Genomic DNA, 25,572 nt, shown 5'->3' on the forward strand with positions numbered 1-25,572 from the left:
AGGGCTAGCATTGCCGGTCGTCCCGACATCAACGTCTGGGACACCCGTGAAGACCGATACTCGTCGAAGGTTTGGTTCATGCTTCCTGGAAGCGTCGATGCACCGCAGTGGCTCATGTCGTCCTGGATCCGCAGCTGTCAGGCCGCCGGGGCGTCCGTCCCCGAGGCAGACCTCCGAGCGACAGGCCAGGCCCTGCTCGACCGCTGGAGCGAGCCGACGCGGTTCTACCACACGGTCAAGCACCTCGCCGACGTGCTCTCCCGCGTCGACGAGCTCGCCGAGGAGACCCACGAGCCCGACCTCGTCAGGCTCGCCGCCTGGTACCACGGGGCGATCTTCAACGCCGAGACCCGGGTCGCCTACGCCACGCAGGGTGGAGAGGACGAGGTCGCGAGCGCGGCCCTCGCCCGCACCGAGCTGGTCGGCATGGGCATCCGCGAGCAGTCGGCCGAGAGGGTGTCGCAGCTCGTCACGGCGCTCGCCCGCCACAAGCCGGCCCCCGGCGACTTCGACTGCGCGGTGCTCTGCGACGCCGACATGGCGATCCTCGCGGCCGAGCCGCAGCGCTACACCTGCTACGTCCGTGACATCCGCAAGGAGTACGAGCACATCCCGGTCCGCGACTACCTGGCCGCGCGGCACCGCATCCTCACCAAGCTCGTCAACCGCAAGTCGCTGTTCTCGAGCCCGGTGGCCGCGTCCTGGGAGGATGCCGCACGCCAGAACCTGGCGGGCGAGCTCGCCCGGGTCGAGAAGGAGATCTCGAAGCTCCCGGCCGAGCCCGTCCCGTCAGACGCCGAGGCTGTCTAGGCCCGTCGCACCCGGAGCACCCTGACCTCCCAGGGTGCGAGGACCTGCCCCGCGGCGGCAGCGCGCTCAGGGTGGTTGGCGACGACCACCTCGGCCTCCGCCCACCCGCCCAGCAGCGGCACCTCGAGATCGTCACCGGAGACGTTGCCCACGACGAGCAGCTGGTCGTCGTCCCCGTCGCGGGTGAAGGCGTAGAGCCGCTCGTGGTCGAGCTCGAGCATCGTGAAGCGCCCGAGGGCGACGGTGCTGTCGGTGTGCCGCAGCTCGATCAGCCGCTTGTAGAACGCGAAGACCGAGCGCTCCGACGCCCTGTCTGCCTCGACGTTGACCTCGACAGCGTGCGGGCTCACCGGGATCCACGGGGTCCCTGTCGTGAAGCCGGCCGTGGGCGTGGCGTCCCACTGCACGGGTGTCCGGGCGTTGTCCCGGCTCATCGCCCGCAGACCGGCGAGCACCTCGTCGGCCGGTCGTCCGCCCTCGACGACAGCCTCCCGGTAGTAGTTCACCGACTCGATGTCACGGAAGTCCTCGGGCCCGGCGAAGGGCACGTTGGTCATGCCGATCTCTTCGCCCTGGTAGACGTACGGCGTCCCCCGGTGCAGGTGCAGGATCGCCGCCCAGAGCGTCGCGGACTCGTAGCGGTAGGTGCCGTCGTCGCCGAACCTCGAGACGTGCCGCGGCTGGTCGTGGTTGCCGAGGTACAGGCTGTTCCACCCGACGTCGGCGAGCCCCTCCTGCCACCGCCCCATCGAGCGCTTGAGCGCGACGAGGTCGAGCGGGCGCGGGTCGAACTTGTCGGTGCCCTGGTCGAGCGAGACGTGCTCGAACTGGAAGACCATGTCGAGCTCGCGGCGCGACGGGTCGGTGAACAGGCGTGCGTCGTCGACGGTCACGCCCGGCATCTCGCCGACGGTGATGAGGTCTGCCTCGCGCCCCGCGAAGACAGCCTCGTGCATCTCCTGGAGGAACTCGTGCAGACGGGGTCCCATCTGGAACCCGATCCCTGAGGCCTGCGCTCCCCCGTCCACCTGCTCGATGTTCTTCGAGATGAGGTTGATGACGTCCATGCGGAAGCCGTCGACCCCGCGGTCGAGCCAGCGGTTCATCATCGCGTAGACCGCCGCGCGGACCTCGGCGTTCTCCCAGTTGAGGTCGGGCTGCTGCGGGGCGAAGAGGTGCAGGTAGAACTGCCCGGTCGTCTCGTCGAAGGTCCACGCGGGTCCGCTGAAGGCGGACCGCCAGTCGTTCGGCTCGACGGGTGCGACGGGCAGCTCCGCAGCTGTCGGTGCCTGCGGCGACGCTCCCTCCGCGGGCTCGACCGGCAGGTCCGACGCGGCGACGGCCCGCGGGTCGCGCCACCAGTACCAGTCGCGCTTGGCGTTGGTGAGCGACGAGCGGGACTCCTGGAACCACGGGTGCTCGTCGCTCGTGTGGTTGACCACGAGGTCCATGACGAGCTTCATCCCGCGTGCGTGCACGGCCTCGAGCAGCGCGTCGAAGTCGTCGAGCGTCCCGAAGATCGGGTCGATGCCCTCGTAGTCGGAGATGTCGTAGCCGTTGTCGTGCTGGGGCGAGGGGTAGACCGGCGAGAGCCAGAGGACGTCGACGCCGAGGTCGGCCAGGTGGTCGAGGCGCGAGAGGATCCCCCGGAGGTCGCCGATCCCGTCACCGTCGGAGTCCGCGAAGCTCCGCGGGTAGACCTGGTAGACGACCGCCCGGGTCCACCAGGCGGGCGTGCCCGGAGCACGCTTCTCGTCGTCTGGACCTGTCGTGCTCCGCGCTGTCGTGGACCGGACGGGTGCTGACTCGTGGACTGTCATTTGATCGACCCTCTCATCACGCCGGAGATCACCCATCGCTGGGCGAAGAGATAGACGAGCAGCAACGGTGCCATCGCCATGAGGTACGACGCGAACGCCGCTGTGTAGTTCGTGTTGAACTGCCCCTGGAACACGTAGTTGGCCAGCGGCAACGTCTGCGCCGCAGGGTCGGAGAGCACGACGAGCGGGAGCAGGAAGTCGTTCCAGGCCCACACGCAGGTGAGGATCCCGACAGTCGCGAGCATCGGGGAGAGCAACGGGAAGACGATCTTGGTGAACACCGTCCACGTCGACGCACCGTCGAGCAGGGCCGCCTCTTCGAGCTCGACCGGGATGGACCGGATGAAGGCCGTGAAGAACAGGGTGTTCGTCGAGAGCCCGAAGACCGTGTAGAGCAGGATGAGCCCGCCCTGGTTGTCGAGCCCGAGCAGCGACGTCTGCTTGACGACGGGCAGCATGATGATGGGGAACGGCACGAAGATCGCCGACACCAGGTAGAAGTAGATCCCCTTGAAGAGTTTCCTGTGCATGTTCCGTGCGATGGCGTAGGCGACCATCGCGTTGGTCGCGAGGGTGAGCAGCACCGCTCCGACGGTGATGAGCGCGGTGTTCATGAGCGCCCGCGGGAAGTTCGTGAGGTTCCACGCGTCCGCGAAGTTCTGCAGATGGACCGAGGTAGGCAGCTCAAAACCGGAGCCACCGAGCTGGTCGGGCGTCTTGAGCGCTGTCACCACCGTGAAGTAGAGCGGGACGAGGACGGTGAGGGCGCACACCGCGAGCAGCGCGGTGAGCCACCAGTTGACCTGGCGCCCCTCCTCGTCGCGGCCGCGGCGACGTCGCCGGGAGGGGGTCGCCGGGACTGTGGACGATGCTGGGGAAAGGGTTGGTGCAGTCATCAGAACGACGCCTCCCGACGCTGGAGCACACGCAGCTGGAACACGGAGATGAGGACGATCACGACGAGGAAGATCACCGCGTTGGCGGTCTGGTAGGCGTACTCGCCGCCCTGGAACCCGCCCCTGTAGATGAGCAGGGACACCGACTGCGTCGACGTTCCCGGTCCGCCGGCCGTGAGGGCCATGATGTGGTCGAAGACCTGGAGGAAGTTCTTCAGCGAGAGCACCATGTTGATGGTGAAGAACGGCCCGATGAGCGGGAAGGTGATCGACGTGAACTTCCGCCACGTGCTCGCGCCGTCGAGGGACGCCGCCTCGTAGAGCTCGCCCGGGATCGTCTGGAGCCCGGCGAGGTAGATGATGATGTTGAAGGCCGCGGCCTGCCACACCGCGAGGATCACGATGCCCACCCACGCGAGGTCGGGGTTCGCCAGGATCGAGGTCGACAGAGCGTCGATGCCCAGCCTCGAGGCGATCTCGGGGAGCGAGTTCGAGAACAGGTAGTTGAACACGTAGCCGATGACGAGGATCGACAAGATGTTCGGGATGAAGAAGATGCCGCGCAGGCCAGTCCGGAACTTGATGCGGGAGTTGAGGCCGATGGCGATCGCGAGGGCGATGACGTTGACCAGGACCGTCGAGACGAGCGCGAAGCCGAAGGTGAAGGCGTAGGCGTTGAGGACCTGGTCGTCCCTGAACAGGTTCACGTAGTTGGTGAACCACGTGAAGTCCCACTCGCCGTAGCCGGCATAGCTGGTCATCGAGAAGAACACCCCGTTGAGCACGGGGATCGTGTGCAGCACGAAGAACAGCAGGACGGCCGGGAGCACCATCCAGTAGAAGGTCCGGGAGATCCGGGTCGTGCCGGGTCGGCGGCGCGCCGCGGCCCGGGAGGTCGTGGCGCGCGGTGCACGCGCCGGGGCTGTCGAGGACGTGGTCATGGTCGGTGCCTCATCGCTGGTTGGAGCGGGCTGCGACCTTGCGCCACTCGCTGTCGAGGTGGGTGAGGAAGGTGTCGACGTCTCCGTCGATGATCAGCTGCTGGAGCATCGGCTGGAGCGGGACTGCCGCCGGGATCTGGTGGTCGACGTAGCCGATGATCCGGCCCTGCTCGACGTAGTCGTCCAGCCCCGCGAGGTACGGGTTGGTCGACGGGGCCGCGTCGACGAGCGGGGAGAAGGTCGACTGGGCTGCGCCGTAGGCGTCGACGTTCTCGGGTCGCATCATGTACTCGACGAACTTCTCGACCTCCGCCCGGTGCGGGGTGTCTCGGCCGATCGCGAGGACCACGTCGACGCCCGTGACGAGCACGGTGTCCTCGGGGTCGTCGGTCACCGGGTACGGGAAGGTGCCGAGGTCGAGGTCGGGGTTGTTCTCGAGGATCGGCGCGATCGCGTACGTACCCTGGAGGTACATCGCGGACTCGCCGTCGGCGAAGGCCTTGTTCCCGGCGTTGTAGTCGCGGCTGTCCCGGTTCGGCTGGTTGTAGGAGAAGAGCGTGACGAGCTTCTCCGTCGCCTCCCTGTAGTCCGTCGAGAAAGAGGGCTCCGAGCCCGGTCCCGCGTCGGTGCCGAGCGCCCGCAGGTCGTCGAAGAACCCGTCGGGCTGGAGCGCGCCGGCGAGGTTGTTGAAGGACGGCAGCACAGTCCACTGGTCCTTGAGCGTGCCGTAGAAGGGTGTGACGCCCGCGGACTGGAAGGTGTCCGCGGCGGCGAGGAGCTCGTCCCAGGTCTGCGGCACCTCGACGTCGTGCTCGGCGAAGATCGTCTTGTTGTAGATGATGCTCGAGGCCGCGAGCGCGAAAGGCACACCGCTGATCTCGTCGTCGTGCTGGCCGAGGTCGGTGACGATCTTCACCGGGGCGTCCGCGACAGTGCTCATGACCGGCAGGTCCGTGACGTCCGCGAAGACCCCGGCGCGCGCGAGCTCACCGAAGGTCGCACCCGCGTTGAGGGTCATGACGTCGGGGATCTTGTCCTTGACCAGCAGGGTGCGCAGCGCCGTGTCCGCGTTCGGCACGTGGTTCTGCACCACCTCGATGCCCGGGTTCTCCGCCTCGAAGCCCTCGATGATCTCGTCGAACTGCGCGACGGCCTCAGGCTTGAACTGGAAGAAGTTGAGCGTCACGGTCCCGTCGTCGTCCGGGCCGCAGGCCGCGAGGGTCCCGACCGCGAGCGCCACGGCGACGAGGCTCGCGGCGGTCCGGGTCGCCCGTCCTGGCCTGGTGGCGGGGAGCGGTCGCCCGGACCGGGCGGGCCGGGGCTGGTTCACGGCGGTGCCCGGACCAGAGCGCTGCTCTGGTCCGGACCCGGGTCCGGGGTCGAGCGGGTCCTCGTGCCCGGGTCCGGGCGAGCGACCGCGCCGGGCCCTCGCCACCCTGCGGGACTCGTCCCGGGTGCTGTGCGGTGTCACGTCGTCGTGCGTCATGCTGCGCCTCCTTGCGCGTGCGGCTGATGAGAGGGGGCTGACCTCAGCCGATGAGGATCGCCTCGAGGAGCACGAGCTCCTCGGGGAAGAGCACCGGGGCCTGGATCCCGGTCGTGGCGAGCGCGCGACCTGTCGTCCGGGTCCCGTCGAGCGCCCAGAGCAGCGGTGACTGCCCTGCTCCGCCGAGCGAGGTGGTCGGGGCGGCGAGCCGCACCCTGTAGCTGGCGTCGGGGTCGAGGCCGGGCAGGTGGATCCGTCCGGCCGGGTAGGTCGAGCTCGTCGCGGTCTGGGTGTAGGCGTAGAGCGCCCGTGACCTGTCCTGGGCGACGACGCCTCGCAGGTCCGCAGTCTCGTCGGGCAGGTCGGCGTTGACGACCCGGCCGGAGTGCAGCAGCTGGCGTGCCTGCTTGTGGGCCTCGACCCAGCGGGCGAGGACCACGAGCTGCTCGTCGTCGACAGTCGTGAGGTCCCACTCGATCCCGAGGTGGCCGAAGAACGCGACCCCGGCTCGCAGGTCGAGCTCGTGGCTGCGGTGGGTGGAGTGCGACCGCGGGCCGCCGACGTGCGCGCCCAGCAGCTCGGGCGGGACCAGCAGGCCCGTGTACCGCTGGTTGACCAGGCGCTCGAGCGGGTCGATGCAGTCGCTCGTCCAGATCCTGTCCGTCCGCTCGAGGATCCCGAGGTCGACCCGCGCGCCGCCCGAGGCGCAGGACTCGATCTCCAGGCCCGGGTGCCGTCTCCGCAGCTCGTCGAGCAGCCTGTACAGCGCGAGGGTGTGCTCGTGGACCGCTGCGTGCCCGGTCCGCGCATCTCCTGCGCTCGACAGCTCACGGTTGTGGTCCCACTTGAGATAGCTGATCGGGTGCTCGACGAGCAGCGCGTCGAGGCTCTCGAGGACGTGGGCGTAGGCCCCGGGGTCCGCGAGGTTGAGCACGTGCTGCTGACGGCCCTCGGCGGGCAGACGCCCCCCGGGCTGGAGGACCCACTCCGGGTGGGCGCGCGCGAGGTCCGAGTCGAGGTTGACCATCTCCGGCTCGACCCACAGACCGAACTCCATGCCGAGACCACGGACGGCGTCCACGAGAGGCGCGAGCCCCTGCGGCCAGACCACCGGGTCGACAGTCCAGTCGCCGAGCCCCGCGGTGTCGTCCCGGCGTCCGAGGAACCAGCCGTCGTCCAGCACGAAGCGCTCGACGCCGACAGCGGCGGCGCGCTCGGCCAGCGCCAGGAGCGTCGGGAGGTCGTGGTCGAAGTAGACCGCCTCCCACGTGTTGAGCGTGACAGGGCGAGGCCGCGCAGGGTGCGAGGCCCGTGCCCGCAGCTCGGTGTGGAAGCGCGCGGCCAGGTCGTCGAGACCGTCCCCCCACGACCCGAGGACCCACGGCGTGCTGTAGGTCGCACCCGGGGCGAGGTCGATCTCCCCAGGCGCGAGGAGCTCGCTCCCCTGGAGCGACGCCTCGGCGGTGATCGTCCGTTCGGCTGCCAGCCTGTGGTTGCCGCTCCACGCCACGTGCACGGCGTGCACCCGACCGCGCTCGAAGCCGAAGCCGCTCGTCCCCGCGGCGAGCAGGAGCGAGGCGTCTGCGCCCGGACGTCCCTTGCGGCTCTCCCGCAGGTGCGTGCCGACGGTGAAGGCTCGACGCTGCGGTGTGCGCTCGCGGAGGTGGCGTCCGGTGGTGTCCAGGATCTCGGTGGCCTGCGCAGGGACGGGGAAGGTCGCGGCCAGGGACAGCACCGAGTAGTCGTCGTCACCGGTGTTGGTGAGCGAGAGACGCTGCCGGACGAGGCCGGCCTCGGTGACCTGGAGCTCGACCACGAGCCGCAGCCCGCCGTAGCCGTCCTCGGCGGTGATCGTCGCGGTCGTCTGGTCGGCGTCGATCCCGACGAGCCCGAAGGACGGTGAGAAGACCCTGCCGTCGCGGTGCCCCTCGAGGCCGGGCGTGCCGAGCCACCCGTCAGCGTCGAGCGGGAGGAGGGTCAGGCGTGCTGGGACGTCGAGGCCGCCCGAGACGCGCTGCGGGACAGCCGCGAGGGCGAGCCCGTCGAGATCGGGCTGGTCGAGGTCTCCGAGGTCGTCCCCCCAGTGGACGATCGTCGGGAGGCCCGGGGTGGTCGGGTCGAGGACGAGGCTGGTGCCGCCGTGGCGGAGATGGAGGATGCGTCGCTGCATGGGTTACTTTCTAGATGAAAGCAATTGGCCTGTCAAGAGCCGGCTCGGCTCCCGCAGATCCGCTACATCTCCGGCTTACCTCTGAGATCCCACCAGCAAGCCTCGCCGGGTTGGTATGATGATGGAACTTATTCGTCGGCGGATCGCGATCCCCGTGACACGACAGGTAGGTTGACGGTCGGACTGCGGAGCAGCATGTCTTCACGCAGGGCCCGGTCGCACCGTGCACGGTCGGAGCCCCGGTCGGACGGCGCTCAGGCTGACGGCGCCGATCAGGCCGAGGCAGCTCGGCCGGCGCAGGTCCACGGCTGCGCACGCCGTCTCGATCGACCCCGAAGACCGCCACGACGACGAGGAGGAGCCCAGATGAGCGAGGCAGAACCGATGCCCACCCCCATCACCGACTCCGGGCGCGACCTCGCCCGCGAGGTGCTCGTCCACGGGCCCATCAGCCGGACCGAGCTCTCCCGCAGGCTCGGGCTGTCCCCCGCGAGCCTGACCCGGCTCTCCAAGACCTTCCTCGACAGCGGGATCCTCGTCGAAGGCCCCGAGGTGTCCGACGGTGCTGTCGGCCGGCCGGTCAAGCCGCTCGACGTGAAGGCCGACGCCCGCCGCTTCGTCGGGATCAAGCTGACAGGCGAGGACGCCCTCGGCGTGAGCACAGACCTTCGCGCGACCCAGACCGGGTCCGCCTCGTCGCGCCTCGCCTCGACCTCGCTCGACGACGTCCTCGACGCCGTCGAGACAGTCGTCCAGGCACTCGGCGGACCGGCGGCCTTCGACGGCATCGGGATCAGCCTCGGCGGCAACGTCTCCGACGGCGTGGTCGACCGCGCGCCGTTCCTCGGCTGGCGAGGGGTCGACCTCCGCAGCGCGGTCTCCGAGCGCCTGGGGATCCCGTCGACCATCGAGAACGACGTCGTCGCCCTGACCGCCGCCGAGCACTGGTTCGGAGCAGGACGAGGCTCGACAGACTTCGCGGTGCTCACCATCGGCGCCGGGGTCGGCTACGGGCTCGTCGTCAACGACCACGTGGTGCGCACAGCCGACGTCGGCTTCGGCCTGCTGGGGCACTTCCCCCTCGACCCGTCGGGGCCCCTCTGCATGGACGGCCACCGCGGCTGCTCGACAGCCATGCTCACCACGGGGAGCATCTGTGCGCAGGTCTCTGTGGCCCTCGGACGCGCCATCACCTACGACGAGGTGCTCGAGATGGCCGCCGCGCACCACCCCGTCGCGCGGGCCGTGACCGAGTCCGCCGTGCGGTCGCTCGGCCGGCTGCTGGCCGCCATCACCAACATCGCGCTGGTCAGCACGGTGGTGCTCGCGGGCGAAGGGGTCGGGCTCGTCGAGAGCCTCGGCGCGGAGCTCGACGCCGCCATCGCCGCGGACCGCGACCCCGAGGGCAGCCCGGTCGACCTCGTCGTCGACGACAGCGGCTTCGTGCCCTGGGCCCGTGGCGCCGCAGCCGTCGCCATCCAGAGCAGCTTCGGCGTGCTCGGCACCTGACAGCCCCGTGCACGGGGCGGGTACGCCGACGGGCGGACCCCTCCGGGACGTGTCCCGGTGGAGCCCGCCCGTCGGCGGTGCAGTGCTCGGGCTAGGCCCGGGCGGGCTGGATCAGAAGTCCATGCCGCCCATGCCGCCGTCGCCGCCCGGCATGGCCGGAGCCTTCTCGGGCTTGTCCGCGACGACTGCCTCGGTGGTGAGGAACAGCGCAGCGATCGAGGCGGCGTTCTGCAGAGCAGAGCGGGTCACCTTGACCGGGTCGTTCACACCAGCCGCGAGCAGGTCCTCGTACACGCCTGTCGCGGCGTTGAGGCCCTGGCCGGAGGGGAGGTTGCGGACCTTCTCGGCCACGACCCCACCCTCGAGGCCTGCGTTGATCGCGATCTGCTTGAGCGGAGCGTCGATCGAGGCGCGGACGATGTTCGCACCCGTCGCCTCGTCACCCTCGAGGGCGAGGAGACCAGCGGTCTCGAAGGCGACCTTGCCAGCCTGGATGAGAGCGACGCCACCACCGGCGACGATGCCCTCTTCGACGGCTGCCTTCGCGTTGCGGACGGCGTCCTCGATGCGGTGCTTGCGCTCCTTGAGCTCGACCTCCGTGGCGGCACCGGCCTTGATGACCGCGACACCTCCGGCGAGCTTCGCGAGGCGCTCCTGGAGCTTCTCGCGGTCGTAGTCGGAGTCCGACTTCTCGATCTCGGAACGGATCTGCTTGACGCGACCGGCGATCTGGTCGACGTCGCCGGAGCCCTCGACGATGGTCGTCTCGTCCTTCGTGACGACGACCTTGCGGGCCTGGCCGAGCAGGTCGAGCGTGGCGGTCTCGAGCTTGAGGCCGACAGTCTCGGAGATGACCTGACCACCGGTGAGGATCGCGATGTCCTGGAGGATGGCCTTGCGGCGGTCGCCGAAGCCCGGAGCCTTGACGGCGACGGACTTGAAGGTGCCACGGATCTTGTTGAGCACGAGGGTCGCAAGAGCCTCGCCCTCGACGTCCTCGGCGATGATGAGCAGCGAGCGACCGGCCTTCATGACCTGGTCGAGCAGCGGCAGCAGGTCCTTGACGTTCGAGATCTTCGACTCGACGATGAGGACGTACGGGTCTTCGAGGACGGCTTCCTGGCGCTCTGCGTCAGTCTCGAAGTAGCGGGCGAGGAAGCCCTTGTCGAAGCGCATGCCCTCGGTGAGCTCGAGCTCGAGCCCGAAGGTGTTCGACTCCTCGACGGTGATGACACCTTCCTTGCCGACCTTGTCGAGCGCCTCGGCGATGAGCTCGCCGATCGCGGGGTCGCCGGCCGAGATGGCAGCGGTGGCCGCGATCTCTTCCTTGGTCTCGATGTCCTTGGCGTCGACGAGCAGCTGCGCGATGACAGCCTCGACGGCCTTCTCGATGCCGCGCTTGAGAGCGATCGGGTTCGAGCCGGCAGCCACGTTGCGCAGGCCCTCGCGCACGAGAGCCTGGGCGAGCACGGTGGCGGTGGTGGTTCCGTCGCCGGCGACGTCGTCGGTCTTCTTGGCGACCTCCTTGACGAGCTCAGCACCGATGCGCTCGAACGGGTCCTCGAGGTCGATCTCCTTGGCGATGCTCACACCATCGTTCGTGATGGTGGGCGCGCCCCACTTCTTGTCGAGGACGACGTTGCGACCCTTGGGGCCGAGCGTGACCTTCACGGTGTCGGCGAGGACGTTGAGTCCACGCTCCATGCCGCGACGGGCCTCCTCGTTGAAGGCAATGATCTTTGCCATTGGGGTGTGATCCTCCGCTGGTGGCGTGTGGTGGTCGGACGATGCCCGCGACGGACGACCTCGGACCGCGGCGTTCATGTCACGCCGTAGCCTCGGGGCCTCATCGAGCGACCGATGCTTCTGTCACTCTCCTAGCGAGAGTGCTAACGCAATTATTGGCACTCTCGACCCGAGAGTGCAAGGGCGGCGGCGCGCCGCGGTGCCCAGGTCGGTACGCCGACGGCGGAACCCGCAGCCGGCACCACCGCGTCGGCACCCGAGCATGCCCAGACGTCCTCGTAGAGTGGACCCGATGCCAGCGACCGACGACGACGCCTCCGCGAGCCCGGCGCACGTCCGTCGCCGGCCGCGCGCCGCGCTGCTCGCGCTCCTGCTCGTCGCAGCGGTCATGGTCACCGGCACAGGACGGGCCCTCGAGGTCTGGCCCTTCTCCCCGCGGAACGCGACGGTCGCGCTCTCCTCAGCCGGCATCTCGGTGGCCCCCGACGGCACCCGCACCCCGATCCCCCCGGGCTCGGACGTGCAGTTCCTGCCCGGCAGCCGCGTCGCCGTGGCGAGCCCCGGAGCAGCCACGCAGCCCCAGCTGGACGCGGCTCAGGAGTCCCGCGACTGGCTCGCCGCCGGCACCGTCCCGGGCGCCGGGACGGACTTCGAGGACATGGCCGTCGACGCGCTCCTCGACGTCAGGGCGCTGACCCTCGACGACGGCGCCGTCGTGGCCGGGTGGTCGCCGAACTGGCGCTACGCCTGGCCCCGCGACAACGCCTTCGTGGCTGTCGCGCTCGCCCGCACGGGGCACGTCGAGGACGCGCTCACTGTCGTCATGTTCCTCCAGCAGGTGCAAGAGGCCGACGGCTCCTTCGAGGCCCGCTACCTGCCCGACGGCTCCGGCCCGCCCGACGACCGTGGCATCCAGACCGACGCGACAGGGTGGGCACTGTGGGCCGCGGCGACGGTGATCGCGGAGATCGAGTCGCCCCAGGACCGCGCCCGTGCGGCTCGCGACCTCGAGCCGTTGCTCGAGCGCAGCCTCGCGCACATCCGGGACCTGACCGACGACGGCACCACGCTCCCCCCACCGTCTCCCGACTACTGGGAGGTCGAGACGTCCAAGCAGACCCTCGGGACCAGCGCGCCGCTGCTCATGGCCCTCGCTGCGTCGCCGCCGGCCCTCGACGCCCTCGGGGACGCGCGAGCGGCACGGGAGGTCGCGACTGTCGCCGAGTCCTTCGACGCGGTCGTGCACGACGCTTTCGCGCCCGGCTACGGCCGTTATCTCGGAGGGTCGAGCGTCGACACGGCCGTCGCGTTCCTGCTGCCGCCCTTCTTGCCCGTGACCGCAGACGAGGTCCCCCGCGCTGTCCTGAGCGCCTGGGACGCCGCCCCCACCCGGATGGCCCGTCCTGCCGGCGGGCTCGCGCCCGGCACGAGCTGGAAGCGCGACGGGATCTCGTGGACACCCACGACGAGCGTCTTCGCCCTCGCCTCAGCAGGCCTGGGCGACGAGACCGGGGCCGTGCGCTGGCTGAGGTGGCTCGACGACCACCGCACGACGCTCGGCTCGATCCCCGAGAAGGTGCTCTTCGACGGCTCCCCGGCCCAGCTCGCGCCCCTCGCGTGGAGCAGCGCGAACGTGCTGCTCACGCTCGTGCTGCTCGACGAGGCCGAGGCCGGTCGCGGCTGACACGACCAGCAGAGTCGTCGGACAGCCCGATGCAGCGCGGCGACGACGACCCCACAGACCGCGGACCCGGAGACGGTAGGGTCCCGCTCGACCAGGCCCACGGGGCCCGCACGCGCTCAGGCGCCGGCCCGCACCACCGAGAGGTTCAGCCCCGCTCGGGCGCGAGGCTCGGCATGGTCCTGGTCCCGAACTCCCGCTGCAGCACCTGCCGCGCGGCGAAGTACCCACCCAGCCCGTGCACCCCGGGCCCCGGCGGGGTCGACGCGGAGCACAGGTAGGCACCGGGCGCCCCTGTCGCCCACGGGTCGGGGTAGGGGGTCGGCCGGGCGAACATCTGCCACATGGTCACAGACCCGGCCGCGATGTCCCCGCCGACGTAGTTGGCGTCGTGCTCGGACATGCGCGACGCGGTGGTGGGGTGGGCAGAGACGACCACGTCACGGAACCCTGGTGCGAAGCGCTCGATCTGCGTGGTGACGGCCTCGGTGGGGTCGACGGTCGATCCTGCGGGCACGTGCGCGTAGGTCCACAGGGGCCGCAGCCCACCGATCTCCCGGCCGGGGTCGAGCAGAGCAGGATCGCTCACGAGCGTCACCGGATGCTCTGCGTGCCGCCCTGCGGCGACAGCCCGCTCAGCCTCGACCAGCTGAGGTCGTGAACCCCCGAGGTGCACTGTCCCCGCCCGAGACACACCGTCGTTGGCCCACGGCACGGGACCGCTCAGCACGAAGTCGACCTTGGCGGCCGCGTTGCCGTACCTGAACCTGCGCAGCGCGCGCTCGGCCGTCCCCGGCAGCCGCGCGCCGAGGATGTCGGCGGCGGCCCGTGGGGTCGTGTCGAAGACGTAGGCCCGTGCGGACGGCAGGTCGGCCGTCGAGGCGACACGGACGCCGGTCCGCAGCTCACCGCCGTGTGCCAGGAGGTCTGCGACGAGCGCAGCGGTGATCGCGCCCGAACCGCCTCGAGGGAGCGGCCAGCCGTGCGAGTGCGCGAGGGTCGCGAGCATGAGGGCCGTCCCGGCGGCAGACAGCGTGGGCAGCGGCGCGATCGCGTGCGCAGCGACACCCGTGAGCAGCGCCGGGGCGACCTCACCCCGGAACCGACGACCCCACAGCGGTGTGCCCTGCTCGAGGACACCGAGCCCGAAGCGCGCCGTCGCGACGAAGCCTGCGACGCTCGAGAGCATCTCGCCCGGGATGCTCCGGCGGTCACCGAGACCGGCCGAGACCACCGCGTCGGGGTGCTCGGAGAGCCGGCCGACGAGACCGAGCCACGCGTCGCTGTCGACCCCGAGGCCAGCAGCGGTCCGGGCGGCGTCACGGTAGGCCAGTCCGGCCTCGCCGTGGTCCAGCGGGTGCGCGAACTGCACCTCGGGCTCGACGAGCTCGACCCCGCGTGCAGCGAGGTCGAACTCGCGGAAGAACGGCGACGCGAGCGCCATCGGGTGCACAGCCGAGCACGTGTCGTGCAGCAGCCCTGTGTCCGACCCGGGCAGCGCCTGCGTGCGAGCGCCACCCCCGGCCTCGGTCTCCGCCTCGAGGACGAGGACGCCGAGGCCGGCCCGGGCGAGCGTGACCGCGGCGGCGAGGCCGTTCGGCCCCGACCCCACCACGACGACGTTGTACGCGTCCACGGTGCTACCCGGCGAGGATCACGGACAGCGGTCCGCGCAGCTCGGGGACGAGGGTGACCTGGCTGGCCGGGATGCCCAGGAGGTCTGCGACAGCCTGCGCCTCGTCGGCGAGGTCTTCGCTCTGGTACCAGACGACAGACGCGTTGAGCCGGTCGCCTGTGTAGTTGTCTGCCGAGACGTCGGACCAGCCGGCCCCGGACAGCGTGTCGGCGGCACCGGCAGCAGCGCCCGAGCGGCCCGTCGCGTTGAGCACCCGGACGGCGACGGACGTGTCAGCGACGGGCGCCTCAGGCTCGGCGGGGGTCTCCGGGTCCGCCGCGGGGTCTTCAGCGGCAGGGTCTTCGGCAGCCGGGTCTTCAGCAACCGGGTCCTCGGCCGCGGGGTCCTGCGCAGCCGGGTCTTCAGCAGCGGGGTCCTCCACCGGCGCGCTCGCGCTCGGGCTCGCGCTGCTCTGGTCGAGCGGTGACCCGGGGGTGCGGGACAGCACGTAGACCGCTGCGACGGCGAGCGCCGCGCAGAGCACGACGACGACGAGGAAGGGGGCGGTCTTGCTCCAGGCCGACCGCGGGGTCCTGTGGACGCCGGCGGGGAGGCCGAGCCCGTCGGTCCGGTCGAACTCGTCTTCGGGGTACTTGCTCACCGGGCAAGGCTAACGGGTCTGCGGCCCAGGGGCGGGCAGGCGGGTGTGCAGGTCCTGGTCAGACCTGGCTGCGACGCTGCGTGCGCTCCCGCTGACGCGTGGCCCGCATGCGGCGCAGACGCTTGACGAGCATGGGTTCTGCCTCGAGCGCGGCGGGCGAGTCGATGAGCGTGTTGAGCACCTGGTAGTACTGCGTCGCCGAGAGGTCGAACAGCTCTCGGACCGCCTGCTCCTTGGCCCCGGCGTACTTCCACCACTGCTTCTCGAAGTCGAGGATCGCGGCGTCCCGCTCTGAGAGGGCGGGCTCCGGCGAGGCGTCGGCGGAGGACGTCGGGGTGTCCTCGTCGATGCTCGGGACTGCTTCGATCATCGTCTGCTCCTCGGTCTGGTCTCGGCGGTACCTGCTGTCGCGCCCGGGCCCACGTCGTGGATCACCGACGCGGTGCGGGCCGGGGCTCGCAGCACGGCGTCCCCACGCGACGAGGGCTTCACCGCGTCCGATCGTACGCGCGAATGACACCCGTGTCATTCGTCCTGCGCAGGGCTCCGGCTGCTCCGGCGTGCGCCGACCCGGGCCTGTCTGCGAGGCTCTCCAGATGGCAGACGCACCCCGCTCCCACCCCTCGGCCGACCGCCGCCACCTGCTCGACGACGTCGCTCCGGACTGGGCCGAGGCGCTCGCACCCGTCGCCGAGACCATCGACCGTCTCGACGCCGAGCTCCTCGCCGACGCAGCCCCCGGCTCCGTTCTCCCGGCGCGCGACGACGTGCTGCGCGTCTTCCGAGACCCGCTCGCCGCCGTCAAGGTCCTCGTCGTCGGACAAGACCCGTACCCGACCCCCGGGCACCCGATGGGTCTGTCCTTCTCGGTCCAGCCCCACGTGCGCCCGCTCCCCCGCTCGCTCGCCAACATCGTCACGGAGCTCCGGGACGACGTGGGGGTCCCCGCCCCCGCCAACGGCGACCTCTCGGCGTGGTCGGCGCAGGGCGTCATGCTCTGCAACAGGGTGCTCACCGTCGCCGCAGGCGAGGCGGGGTCGCACCGACGCGCCGGGTGGGAGCAGGTGACAGACCGCGCCATCGAGGCCCTCGTCGAGCGCGGTGGTCCGCTCGTCGCCGTCCTGTGGGGACGGGACGCCGCGACGCTGCGACCGGCCCTGCGCGACGTCCCGGTGGTCGAGTCCGCCCACCCGAGCCCGTTGTCGGCCCGGCGCGGGTTCTTCGGGTCGAAGCCCTTCTCCCGCGTCAACGAGCTGCTGGTGGCCCAGGGGGCGCAGCCCGTCGACTGGTCGCTGCCGTCGTCGGAGGACGCACTCTTCTAGAGGTACGACCGGGACCTGGCGGATCCACCTGTCCGGGGCCAGGTACAGAATGGACAGGTGGACCACGACGACACCGCCCCAGCGACCGATGCACCGACCGACCCCTCCGAAGGGACCGTGCACCTGCCTGCGCCGGGTCCCTGGGCGCGCTATGTCGCCGTCGGGGACTCCTTCACCGAGGGCCTCTGGGACGCCGAGCCCGCCGATCCCGCGCAGTGCCGCGGCTGGGCCGACCTCCTGGCGAGGTCGCTCTCGCACAGGCGGATCGACTCCGGCCAGGACCCGTTGCTCTACGCGAACCTCGCGATCCGCGGCAAGCAGATCCGGTCGATCCTGGGCGACCAGCTGCCCGTCGCCCTCGAGATGAAGCCCGACCTGGTCAGCCTCATCGGCGGTGGCAACGACATCTTGCGGCCCTCGGTCGACGTCGACCAGGTCGCCCGCAGCATCGAGGACGCCGTGGTCCGCATCCGCGAGACCGGGGCCGACGTGCTGCTCGGCACCGGCTTCGACGCCTCGGACAGCCCGCTCGTGGGCATGACCCGTGGCCGCACGGGCATCCTCAACGCCCATCTCTGGTCGATCGCCCAGCGCCACGGGGCGCACGTCCTCGACCTGTGGGGCATGCGGTCGCTGCACGACTGGCGCATGTGGGCCGACGACCGCATCCACCTCACGACCGACGGCCACCGCCGCGTGGCCGAGGCTGCCCTCGTCGGGCTCGGGCAGGCACCCGACGACGCCGCGTGGGACGACCCGCTCACGCCGCTGCCACCGGTCCCGCGCATCGAGTGGGTCCGGGAGAACGCGCACTGGCTCCGCGAGCACGTCGGCCCCTGGGCCTCACGGCGCCTGCGCCGGCGCTCGTCAGGGGACAGCCGCACGGCGAAGTACCCCGAGCTCACACCCTTCGCCTGATCACACGAACGAGGACCCCGACCGTGACGGTCGGGGTCCTCGTTGCTGTGCTGCGTGCGAGGGGGCGATCAGCCCTTGGCGGCCTGGATCTCGGTCGTGAGGTTGCCCGGGACCGTCCAGTTCGAGGTGACCTGCTCGCCGTTGATGAGGATGGTCGGCGTGCCGAAGCTGCCCTGGTCGTTCTTCAGCGCGGGGTCGCCGAGGGCGACCTGCGTCTTCGCGTCGACGAACTCCTTGAAGGTGAGGTCCGGGATCTTCGCCGCGATGTCGGCCGGGACACCCACGCTCTCCGCGATCGAGACGAGCTGCTCGTCCGAGAGACCCGCGGTGTTCTCGGCGGGCTGCTGGGCGAACAGCGCCTCGCTGAAGTCGAGGGCCTGCTCCGGTGCCTGGTCCGCGATGAAGGCGAAGGCCTGCGCGGAGCGGGTCGAGTACGCGGACCCCTGCGACACGCGGTCGAGGATCGAGATCGCGTGGATGGTCAGCGTGATGTCTCCTGCCTCACGGAGCTGGTCGAGGGCCTCGGAGTTGGTGTCCTCGAACTGACCGCAGATGGGGCACATGTAGTCGAGGTACACGTCCACGTTCACGGCGTCCGCGCCCGAGTCGGTCCCGGCCACGCCGTCGACCCCGAAGGTCACGCCGCCGTTCTCGGTCGCCGTCGCAGGGCGGGCGACGTCTGCAGGGATCTCGCTCGCGCCTGTGAAGTCCGGGCCGGCGCTGCGCAGGATCAGCCAGACGATGAGCCCGACGACGACGAGCCCTGCCACGATCGACGACAAGATCGTGATGCGCGTGCGCTTCTCGCGGCGCAGCTGCTCCTGCTGGAGCTTGAGAGCCTGGGCGCGCGCAGCTTCACGGCGGTCTGCCTTGGGCGACTGCGGGGGCTTGGTGACCATGAGTTCGGAACCATTCGTCGGATGAGGGTCGGCGTGAGGAGAGTACGGCGCGATCCTGGACGGACGCTGGACGCGCAGCCTGCTCGGACAGACGCTACCGGAACGGCGCTGCCGTCAGGAGACGTCTGGAGGGGTGGGTCGGGTCGCGTCGTGCGAGGCGAGAGACGGGTCGGGGTCGCAGCGAGCGACGGAGCCGCCTGTCGGGTTCGAACCGACGACCTTCCGCTTACAAGGCGGATGCTCTACCAGCTGAGCTAAGGCGGCATGCACGGGTGGGCCCGTGCGGTGCGCCACTCTACCTGCTCGGCCCGTGGAGGGAAACCGAGGTCGGTCTGTGCCGGTCAGGGCCGGTCAGGGCCGGTCAGGGCCGGTCAGGGCCGGTCAGGGCCGGTCAGGGCCGGTCAGGGCCCGTGTCAGTCTGCGGCCGCGGCCTCGACAGCAGCCCGCAGCTCACCCGGTCTGCTCCAGTCGCCCTCGAACACCGTGCCGTCGACGAGGATCGTCGGCGTCGTGAACCGGCCCTGGTCGTCGAGGAGGTCCGGGTCGCCGAAGGCCACCTGGGTGAGCGCACCGACGAAGTCCCTGTAGCGCTCCCCGTCGATGCCCTCGGCGACGTCTGCAGGCACGCCCACCCGGACCGCGATGCCCTCGATCTGCTCGTCGCTGAGCGCCGCAGACCCCTCGGTCGGCTGGCTGTCGAAGAGCGCCGCCTGGAAGTCGTAGGCCTGGGCGGGGGCCTCGTCGGCGACGTAGGCGAAGGCTGCCGCGGCGCGGGTCGAATAGCTGCCGCCGTCGGACTTGGCGTCGAGGAAGCTGATGGCGTGGAGCACCACCGTCGCCGACCCCTCGGACCGCAGGCTCTCGAGGTCGGCGCCGTTGACGTCCTCGAGCTGGGCGCACGCCGGGCAGAGGAAGTCGACGTAGACGTCGACGCGCACGGCGTCCTCGCCCGAGGTCGACCCGGCCTCGCCGCTGGCCCCGAAGGAGATGCCACCGTGGGCGTCGGAGACCGAGGGCGCGTCGACGCCCTCAGGCAGCTCGCTGATCCCCTCGACCTGAGGGCCACCGCGTCCGAGCACGAACCACACGACGAGCGCGACGGTGAGGACGGCGAGCGCTGCGGCTGCCCCGAGGACGACGCGGGTACGACGGTCTCGCCGCGCCTGGTCGCGCGCGGCCTGGTCGGCGTTCGCCTGCGCCTGGGCGCGGCGGTCCGCCGTGGACCTCTGGGGGTGGGTGCTGAGCATGAAGGACTCTCGGGGCGAAGCGTGGGGGATGGGGGTGCGCCGGGGTCTGTGTCAGCCCCCGACACTACCGATCGAACCTGGGCGGCTCCTGGAGGGGCGCCCACTCGACAGCCCTCCCGTCGAGGACAGCACCGAGGAACAACCAGCTCACGAGCGCCGCGAGGAGCACGATCACGAGGGTCCCGATCCAGCCCGGTGCCACGGTGCGCAGGACCACCCTGGCCCCGTGCCGGGCGAGCGAAGTCACGGGTCCGAACCACAGCAGGACGGCAGCGAGGAGCGCAGCGGCCCCGAGGAGCGTCGCGTACACCCAGGGCTCGTTGCCCCCGTCCGGGGCTGTGCCTCCGCCCGAGCCGTTCGACCCGATGACGAGCCTGTCCGTGGTGAGCAACCACCACACCGGGCCGCAGAGCACGACGACGGCGCTCGCCGCGACGAGCACGGACGGGATCGTCGCGAGGACTGCGCGCACCACGTGCCACGGGGCCCGCAGGACAGCCTGAGCGGTGTCAGAGGCCCGCACCCCACGCTGCTCGCGCCGCCCGTGCAGGCTCGAGTGGCTGATCCCCACGACGCGGCACACCAGGACGACGGCGAGGAGCGCGACGAGCGCCCGCCCGGGGAAGGTCGCGGCGGCGAGGACGAAGGGCACCGCGAGCGCGAACACGGCCAGCGGCCGGTGCGGCACGGGCGGCGGGACGTATCCGCGCTCCGGTCCGCCCTGGTAGCCGGGGAGGACAGGGTCGAAGCCCTGCGGCTGACCGGGCTGGCCCTGGGCAGGACCGGGCTGGCCCGCGGAGCGGGACTGACCGTCACCGCCCGGGCCGTACGACGGTGGCATCGGCTGGGACGGGTAGGGCTCCTTGTCGAAGGTGACGGGCATGATCGCTGTGCCCGTCCCCTCGCGCGCCGCCACCGACGCGACCTGGGTGCCGTCGTCGGACCAGGAGCCGTAGCGCTCGGCCCCAGCGGCCGGTGCGCCGACGGGTGCGCCGAGCACCTCGGTCCCGGCGGGCGGCGGTCCCTGCACCTGGGTGGCACCGGCGGCTGCTGCCGCACCCGGGGCGAGAGAGCCGTAGCCGCCGAGCCCAGACCACGTGGTGCCCGGGGTGTCGCCGCGGTCGGCGGCCACCCGGAGCGCCTCGACGACACGGTCGGCCGACCACCGGCGGGCCGGGTTCGCGTCGAGGGCGCCGCGCAGCGCGGCTGTCGTGACGGGCCCGAGCCCTGCGGTGTCGGGATCGCCAGAGTGGGCCCGGGCGATGACGGCGTCGAGGGGTCGCACACCGAAGGGCGCACGGCCTGTCGCCGCGTAGACGAGCATCGCGGCCCAGCCCCACCAGTCGCTCGCGGGCGAGGGGTCGCCGCGGTCGATCAGCTCGGGCGCGAGGTACCCGGGGGTGCCCATGACGAAGCCGACAGAGGTCATGCGGGCGTCTTCGAGGCCGTGGGCGATCCCGAAGTCGATGAGCACGGGCCCTTCCGGGCTGATGAGCACGTTGCTGGGCTTGAGGTCGCGGTGGATCACCCCGGCGGCGTGCACGGCGACGAGGGCGTCGGCCAGCTGGTCGGCCAGCTCGTAGAGGTCTGTCGGCCCGAGGGGTCCGCCGTCGGCGATCTCCGCCTCGAGGGTCGGGCCGTCGACGAGCTCGGTGACGATGAACATGTCGGAGGCGTCAGGCTCAGCGTCGAGCAGGTGGGCCACGGCCGGGTGGTCGACGCGGCGCAGCGCAGCGATCTCGCGACCGAGCCTGGCCCGCATGTCGGCGTCTGCTGCGACGTGCGCGTGGAGGACCTTGAAGGCGACGACGTTCCCGCCGCCGTCGACAGCGCGGTACACAGCCCCCATCGCGCCCGCCCCGAGGGGCGAGACGATCCTGTACCCGCCGACCTCGGTCCCGGGCTCTAGTCCGATCCGCTCCATCGGGCTACCGTACGCTGGAGAGCAGCCTCACACGGGCTCATTGAGCACCGTGCGCACAGTGTCTATACCCTTGGACCACATCCAAGGAGTTGATCACGCGTGGGTAAAGATGGCTTCAACCTTGTTGTGGTGGCGAACCGCCTCCCGGTCGACATGTCTGTCGACGACGACGGGACCGTCAGCTGGCAGAGATCTCCAGGAGGCCTGGTCACGGCGCTCGAGCCCGTGATGCAGAGCGCCGACGGTGCCTGGGTCGGCTGGGCCGGCTCACCAGGCCTCGAGGCAGACCCCTTCGACGCCGACGACATGCGCCTGGTCCCGGTGACCCTGAGCGCGGGCGAGGTCGAGCGCTACTACGAGGGGTTCTCCAACGACACCCTCTGGCCGCTCTACCACGACGTGATCGCACCCCCTGCCTTCCACAGGCAGTGGTGGGACACCTACCGCAAGGTGAACCAGCGCTTCGCCGAGGCCGCGGCCGCGCAGGCTGCCGACGGTGCCATGGTGTGGGTGCAGGACTACCAGCTGCAGCTCGTCCCGGGCATGCTCCGCAAGATCCGCCCGGACCTGCGGATCGGGTTCTTCGACCACATCCCCTTCCCCCCGCTCGAGATCTTCCAGCAGCTCCCCTGGCGCCGCCAGGTCGTCGAGGGGCTGCTCGGCGCCGACCTCATCGGCTTCCAGCGCGCCGGCGACGCCGCGAACTTCTCGCGCGCCGTGCGCCGCCTGACCGACCTCACCACGCGCGGCCAGATGATCCAGGTCCCCGCGACCGACGGGGCCCCGGCCCGGACGGTGCGCGCTGCGCCCTTCCCGATCTCGATCGACTCGCGCCGCTTCGACGAGCTCGCCCGCTCCCCCGAGGTGCAGGCCCGCGCCCGTGAGATCCGGCACGACCTCGGCGACCCGAAGATCGTCATGCTCGGTGTCGACCGTCTCGACTACACCAAGGGAATCCGCCACCGCATCAAGGCCTACGGCGAGCTCCTGCAGGACGGCAGCCTCGACCCGGCCGACTGCACCCTCGTGCAGGTCGCGAGCCCGAGCCGCGAGAACGTCGGCGCGTACCAGGAGCTCCGCGAGCACGTGGAGGTCCTCGTCGGGCGCATCAACGGCGAGTACGGCGAGATCGGCCACAGCGCGATCCACTACCTGCACCACTCCTACCCTCCGGAGGAGATGGCGGCCCTGTACCTCGCGGCCGACGTCATGCTCGTCACCTCCCTGCGCGACGGCATGAACCTCGTCGCCAAGGAGTACGTCGCCGCGCGCTCGGACGACGCGGGCGTGCTCGTGCTGTCCGAGTTCACCGGGGCCGCCGACGAGCTCGCCGGGTCCGTCCTGGTGAACCCGCACGACATCGACGGCATGAAGGACGCGATCCTGCGCGCCGCCACGATGGACCCCAAGGAGCAGCGCAAGCGCATGCGCCGGCTGCGCCGCAGGGTCCTCACCGACGACGTCGCGAAGTGGTCGAGCCGGTTCCTCGACACCCTCGCGATCCCGCAGGACGGCGACCAGACCCACTCTGACGACGCCCGAGGCGACGCGACCGCAGCGGCGCACCGACGGGACCTCGCGTCCCACGACCGAGGATGACGATGACGCTCGAGCAGGACCTCACCTCAGCGCTCGCGACCTTCGTCGCGGCGCGTTCCGCCGGTCACCCCGTCCTGGTCGCGAGCGACTTCGACGGGGTGCTCGCACCGCTGCTCGACGACCCGTCTGCGTCCGCGCCCACGGCTGCCGCTGCTGCGGCGCTCGAGAGGCTCGCCGCTCTCCCCCAGGCAGACGTCCGCCTGGCACTCGTCTCGGGGCGCGACCTCGCGACGCTGGCGCAGCTGTCGGGTGCCCCGGTGGGCACGTCGCTCGTCGGCAGCCACGGGGCCGAGCAGGGCCACGTGGTCGCCGCGTCAGCCGACGCCGGCACCGAGACCCCCGGTGCTGCCGGCACGTCGTCGGTCGAGCGGCACCCCTTCGCCCTCACGACCGACGAGCGCGCGACCCTCGACGGCGTGCGCGCCGGGCTCGAGGCCGTCGCCGCCGAGGCCGAGGGTGCCTGGGTCGAGGACAAGCCCTCGGCCGCCGTGCTGCACACCCGCCGGACGGAGCCCGGAGCGGCCGAGCGCGCCGGGGACGCCGCCCGCGCCGTCGGCGCCCGCTACGGCGCTCACACGATGACCGGCAAGGACGTCGTCGAGATCGCCGTGCTCGACACCTCCAAGGGGCTCGCGCTCACCCGGCTGCGCGACGAGCTCGGCGCGGCAGCCGTCCTCTACATGGGGGACGACGTGACCGACGAACGGGCCTTCGAGGTGCTCGCACCGACCGACGTCACCGTCAAGGTCGGCGCGGGCGAGACCGCTGCGCGGTTCCGGGTGGCCTCGGTCGACGAGGCCGCGCAGGTCCTCGCGACAGTGGCGGACCTGCTCTCCTGACACCTCCGGACGGGTCCCGGGCCCACGCGCACGAGCGCCTCGTGAGACCGAGACCCGTCCGAGACACCACCCCCCAGATTCTGTGGCAGGATGAGTCCTGGCTCACACCGTCGCAGGTGTGGGTGTGTCAGCGAAGACGCTTCTGACACCTTTCACAACGGATCGTCCGGCACGTACCTGCCGGTGAAGGGATGTATCGCCATGGCTACGGTCACGTACGACCACGCAAGCCGCATCTACCCCGGGACCGAGCGTCCTGCGGTGGACCAGCTCAACCTCCACGTCGAAGACGGCGAGTTCCTCGTCCTCGTCGGCCCCTCGGGTTGTGGAAAGTCCACCTCGCTGCGCATGCTCGCAGGCCTCGAGGACGTCAACGCGGGCCGCATCCTCATCGGTGACCGTGACGTCACCGACGTGCAGCCCAAGGACCGCGACATCGCGATGGTGTTCCAGAACTACGCGCTGTACCCCCACATGTCGGTCGCCGACAACATGGGCTTCGCGCTCAAGATCGCCGGCAAGCCGAAGGCCGAGATCCGCAGCCGTGTCGAAGAGGCCGCGAAGATCCTCGACCTCACCGAGTACCTCGACCGCAAGCCGAAGGCCCTCTCGGGTGGTCAGCGTCAGCGTGTTGCCATGGGCCGTGCCATCGTGCGTCAGCCGCAGGTGTTCCTCATGGACGAGCCGCTGTCGAACCTCGACGCCAAGCTCCGTGTCCAGACCCGTACGCAGATCGCGTCGCTCCAGCGCCGTCTCGGCGTCACGACCGTCTACGTCACGCACGACCAGACCGAGGCGCTGACCATGGGCGACCGCATCGCGGTCCTCAAGGACGGTCTCCTCCAGCAGGTCGGCACGCCGCGCGAGATGTACGACTCCCCCAAGAACGTGTTCGTCGCAGGCTTCATCGGCTCCCCGGCCATGAACCTCGGCACCTTCACGGTCACGAACGGCGTCGCGGAGATCGGCAAGGCTCGCATCCCGCTGTCCCGCGAGGCTGCTGCTGGTCTCACGGCCGAGGACAAGGGCAAGGTCACCCTCGGCTTCCGTCCCGAGGCCCTCGACATCGTCAGCGAGACCGACCCGGCTGCCCTCGAGGTCCAGGTCAACATCGTCGAGGAGCTCGGCTCCGACGCGTTCGTCTACGGCACCCTCAAGGGTGACCTCGGCGGCGCCGACCTCTCGTCGGCCGGTGCCGGCGACCACGAGGTCATCGTCCGCATCAACCCGCGGACCGCACCCGCCAAGGGCGAGCGCATCTACGTCTCGATCCGCCAGGGCCAGGAGCACGTCTTCTCGCCCAGCACGGGTCTGCGTCTCTCCAGCCAGTGACGTGACAGCGAGGGCGGGTACGGACCAGCTGGTCGGTACCCGCCCTTTGCTGTGCTCCTCGTCTCGTCCCGTCGCTTTCCGTGCCGGGCCACGCATGTGGTCCACTGACTGCTGACACTCTTGCGCGCCGGTCGACGGCGCACCGCGACCCCACGGT

Annotated in this window: 20 protein-coding genes and 1 tRNA gene; 8 read left to right on the forward strand and 13 right to left on the reverse strand. The window is 70.9% G+C overall.

Annotation, left to right across the window (positions count from 1 at the left end; translation table 11 throughout):
* Positions 1-78: 78 nt before the first annotated feature.
* Complete coding sequence (locus SANBI_RS15470) at positions 79-810, forward strand: HD domain-containing protein (protein ID WP_056128186.1); 732 nt, start codon at positions 79-81, stop codon at positions 808-810.
* Here the strand turns inward: SANBI_RS15470 and SANBI_RS15475 are convergent.
* Genes SANBI_RS15475 through SANBI_RS15495 form a run of 5 tightly spaced genes read right to left on the reverse strand, consistent with a single transcriptional unit; the run spans position 807 to position 8,123 of the window.
* Positions 807-2,630 carry an alpha-glucosidase gene (locus tag SANBI_RS15475; protein WP_319156594.1) on the reverse strand — a complete coding sequence of 608 codons (1,824 nt, stop codon included), beginning with the start codon at positions 2,628-2,630 and terminating at the stop codon, positions 807-809. The two genes, SANBI_RS15470 and SANBI_RS15475, sit on opposite strands and share 4 nt — an antisense overlap.
* Complete coding sequence (locus SANBI_RS15480; protein ID WP_319156596.1) at positions 2,627-3,526, reverse strand: carbohydrate ABC transporter permease; 900 nt, start codon at positions 3,524-3,526, stop codon at positions 2,627-2,629. Before SANBI_RS15480 ends, SANBI_RS15475 begins: the two co-directional genes overlap by 4 nt.
* On the reverse strand, positions 3,526-4,467 hold the full coding sequence (locus SANBI_RS15485) for a carbohydrate ABC transporter permease (RefSeq protein ID WP_319156598.1): 942 nt from the start codon (positions 4,465-4,467) through the stop codon (positions 3,526-3,528). Before SANBI_RS15485 ends, SANBI_RS15480 begins: the two co-directional genes overlap by 1 nt.
* A gap of 10 nt (positions 4,468-4,477) precedes the next feature.
* Entirely contained in the window at positions 4,478-5,953 is a 1,476-nt protein-coding gene (locus SANBI_RS15490; RefSeq protein WP_319156600.1) for an ABC transporter substrate-binding protein, read from the reverse strand.
* A 43-nt stretch (positions 5,954-5,996) separates the two neighbouring features.
* On the reverse strand, positions 5,997-8,123 hold the full coding sequence (locus SANBI_RS15495) for an alpha-galactosidase (protein WP_319156603.1): 2,127 nt from the start codon (positions 8,121-8,123) through the stop codon (positions 5,997-5,999).
* Positions 8,124-8,489: 366 nt separating this feature from the next.
* On the opposite strand from SANBI_RS15495, the gene SANBI_RS15500 reads away from it, so the two are divergent.
* Positions 8,490-9,632, forward strand: coding sequence for an ROK family transcriptional regulator (locus tag SANBI_RS15500; RefSeq protein ID WP_319156605.1), 1,143 nt, complete (start codon positions 8,490-8,492; stop codon positions 9,630-9,632).
* A 111-nt stretch (positions 9,633-9,743) separates the two neighbouring features.
* Here the strand turns inward: SANBI_RS15500 and groL are convergent, their stop codons facing one another.
* Complete coding sequence (groL, locus tag SANBI_RS15505; protein WP_319156607.1) at positions 9,744-11,378, reverse strand: chaperonin GroEL; 1,635 nt, start codon at positions 11,376-11,378, stop codon at positions 9,744-9,746.
* A 292-nt stretch (positions 11,379-11,670) separates the two neighbouring features.
* On the opposite strand from groL, the gene SANBI_RS15510 reads away from it, so the two are divergent.
* A complete protein-coding gene (locus tag SANBI_RS15510) occupies positions 11,671-13,062 on the forward strand; it encodes a glycoside hydrolase family 15 protein (RefSeq protein ID WP_319156608.1) in 1,392 nt (463 codons plus the stop codon).
* Positions 13,063-13,207: 145 nt separating this feature from the next.
* Here SANBI_RS15510 and SANBI_RS15515 read toward each other — a convergent pair whose 3' ends face one another.
* Genes SANBI_RS15515 through SANBI_RS15525 form a run of 3 tightly spaced genes read right to left on the reverse strand, consistent with a single transcriptional unit; the run spans position 13,208 to position 15,705 of the window.
* Positions 13,208-14,695, reverse strand: coding sequence for a phytoene desaturase family protein (locus SANBI_RS15515; protein WP_319156610.1), 1,488 nt, complete (start codon positions 14,693-14,695; stop codon positions 13,208-13,210).
* A gap of 4 nt (positions 14,696-14,699) precedes the next feature.
* Positions 14,700-15,335 carry a LytR C-terminal domain-containing protein gene (locus SANBI_RS15520; RefSeq protein ID WP_319156612.1) on the reverse strand — a complete coding sequence of 212 codons (636 nt, stop codon included), beginning with the start codon at positions 15,333-15,335 and terminating at the stop codon, positions 14,700-14,702.
* A gap of 58 nt (positions 15,336-15,393) precedes the next feature.
* A complete protein-coding gene (locus SANBI_RS15525) occupies positions 15,394-15,705 on the reverse strand; it encodes a DUF3263 domain-containing protein (protein ID WP_319156614.1) in 312 nt (103 codons plus the stop codon).
* 226 nt (positions 15,706-15,931) lie between these two features.
* Here SANBI_RS15525 and SANBI_RS15530 point away from each other — a divergent pair, with 226 nt between their 5' ends.
* Together SANBI_RS15530 and SANBI_RS15535 are read left to right on the forward strand one after the other, a co-directional pair.
* Positions 15,932-16,657: a uracil-DNA glycosylase gene (locus SANBI_RS15530; protein WP_319156616.1), complete on the forward strand. Its 726-nt coding sequence runs from the start codon at positions 15,932-15,934 to the stop codon at positions 16,655-16,657.
* 57 nt (positions 16,658-16,714) lie between these two features.
* A complete protein-coding gene (locus SANBI_RS15535) occupies positions 16,715-17,575 on the forward strand; it encodes an SGNH/GDSL hydrolase family protein (protein WP_408669713.1) in 861 nt (286 codons plus the stop codon).
* 68 nt (positions 17,576-17,643) lie between these two features.
* Here SANBI_RS15535 and SANBI_RS15540 read toward each other — a convergent pair whose 3' ends face one another.
* From SANBI_RS15540 to SANBI_RS15555, 4 genes are all read right to left on the reverse strand, one after another.
* Positions 17,644-18,474 carry a DsbA family protein gene (locus tag SANBI_RS15540; RefSeq protein WP_319156618.1) on the reverse strand — a complete coding sequence of 277 codons (831 nt, stop codon included), beginning with the start codon at positions 18,472-18,474 and terminating at the stop codon, positions 17,644-17,646.
* Between the two features lie 191 nt (positions 18,475-18,665).
* Positions 18,666-18,738: transfer RNA gene (locus tag SANBI_RS15545), tRNA-Thr, on the reverse strand.
* Positions 18,739-18,887: 149 nt separating this feature from the next.
* Positions 18,888-19,721, reverse strand: coding sequence for a DsbA family protein (locus SANBI_RS15550; RefSeq protein WP_179913730.1), 834 nt, complete (start codon positions 19,719-19,721; stop codon positions 18,888-18,890).
* A 64-nt stretch (positions 19,722-19,785) separates the two neighbouring features.
* The gene (locus SANBI_RS15555; protein WP_319156621.1) at positions 19,786-21,645 is read right to left on the reverse strand and encodes a serine/threonine-protein kinase; all 1,860 of its coding nucleotides are present in this window, start codon (positions 21,643-21,645) and stop codon (positions 19,786-19,788) included.
* Positions 21,646-21,798: 153 nt separating this feature from the next.
* On the opposite strand from SANBI_RS15555, the gene SANBI_RS15560 reads away from it, so the two are divergent.
* The 3 genes from SANBI_RS15560 (at position 21,799) to SANBI_RS15570 (ending at position 25,415) form a co-directional block, all read left to right on the forward strand.
* Positions 21,799-23,244 carry an alpha,alpha-trehalose-phosphate synthase (UDP-forming) gene (locus tag SANBI_RS15560; RefSeq protein WP_319161335.1) on the forward strand — a complete coding sequence of 482 codons (1,446 nt, stop codon included), beginning with the start codon at positions 21,799-21,801 and terminating at the stop codon, positions 23,242-23,244.
* A 2-nt stretch (positions 23,245-23,246) separates the two neighbouring features.
* The gene (gene otsB / locus SANBI_RS15565) at positions 23,247-24,083 is read left to right on the forward strand and encodes a trehalose-phosphatase (RefSeq protein ID WP_319156624.1); all 837 of its coding nucleotides are present in this window, start codon (positions 23,247-23,249) and stop codon (positions 24,081-24,083) included.
* Positions 24,084-24,284: 201 nt separating this feature from the next.
* The gene (locus SANBI_RS15570; protein ID WP_056128126.1) at positions 24,285-25,415 is read left to right on the forward strand and encodes an ABC transporter ATP-binding protein; all 1,131 of its coding nucleotides are present in this window, start codon (positions 24,285-24,287) and stop codon (positions 25,413-25,415) included.
* Positions 25,416-25,572 lie beyond the last annotated feature (157 nt).

Origin of the sequence: Sanguibacter biliveldensis, from assembly GCF_033798665.1 — a bacterium.
Classification (GTDB): domain Bacteria; phylum Actinomycetota; class Actinomycetes; order Actinomycetales; family Cellulomonadaceae; genus Sanguibacter; species Sanguibacter inulinus.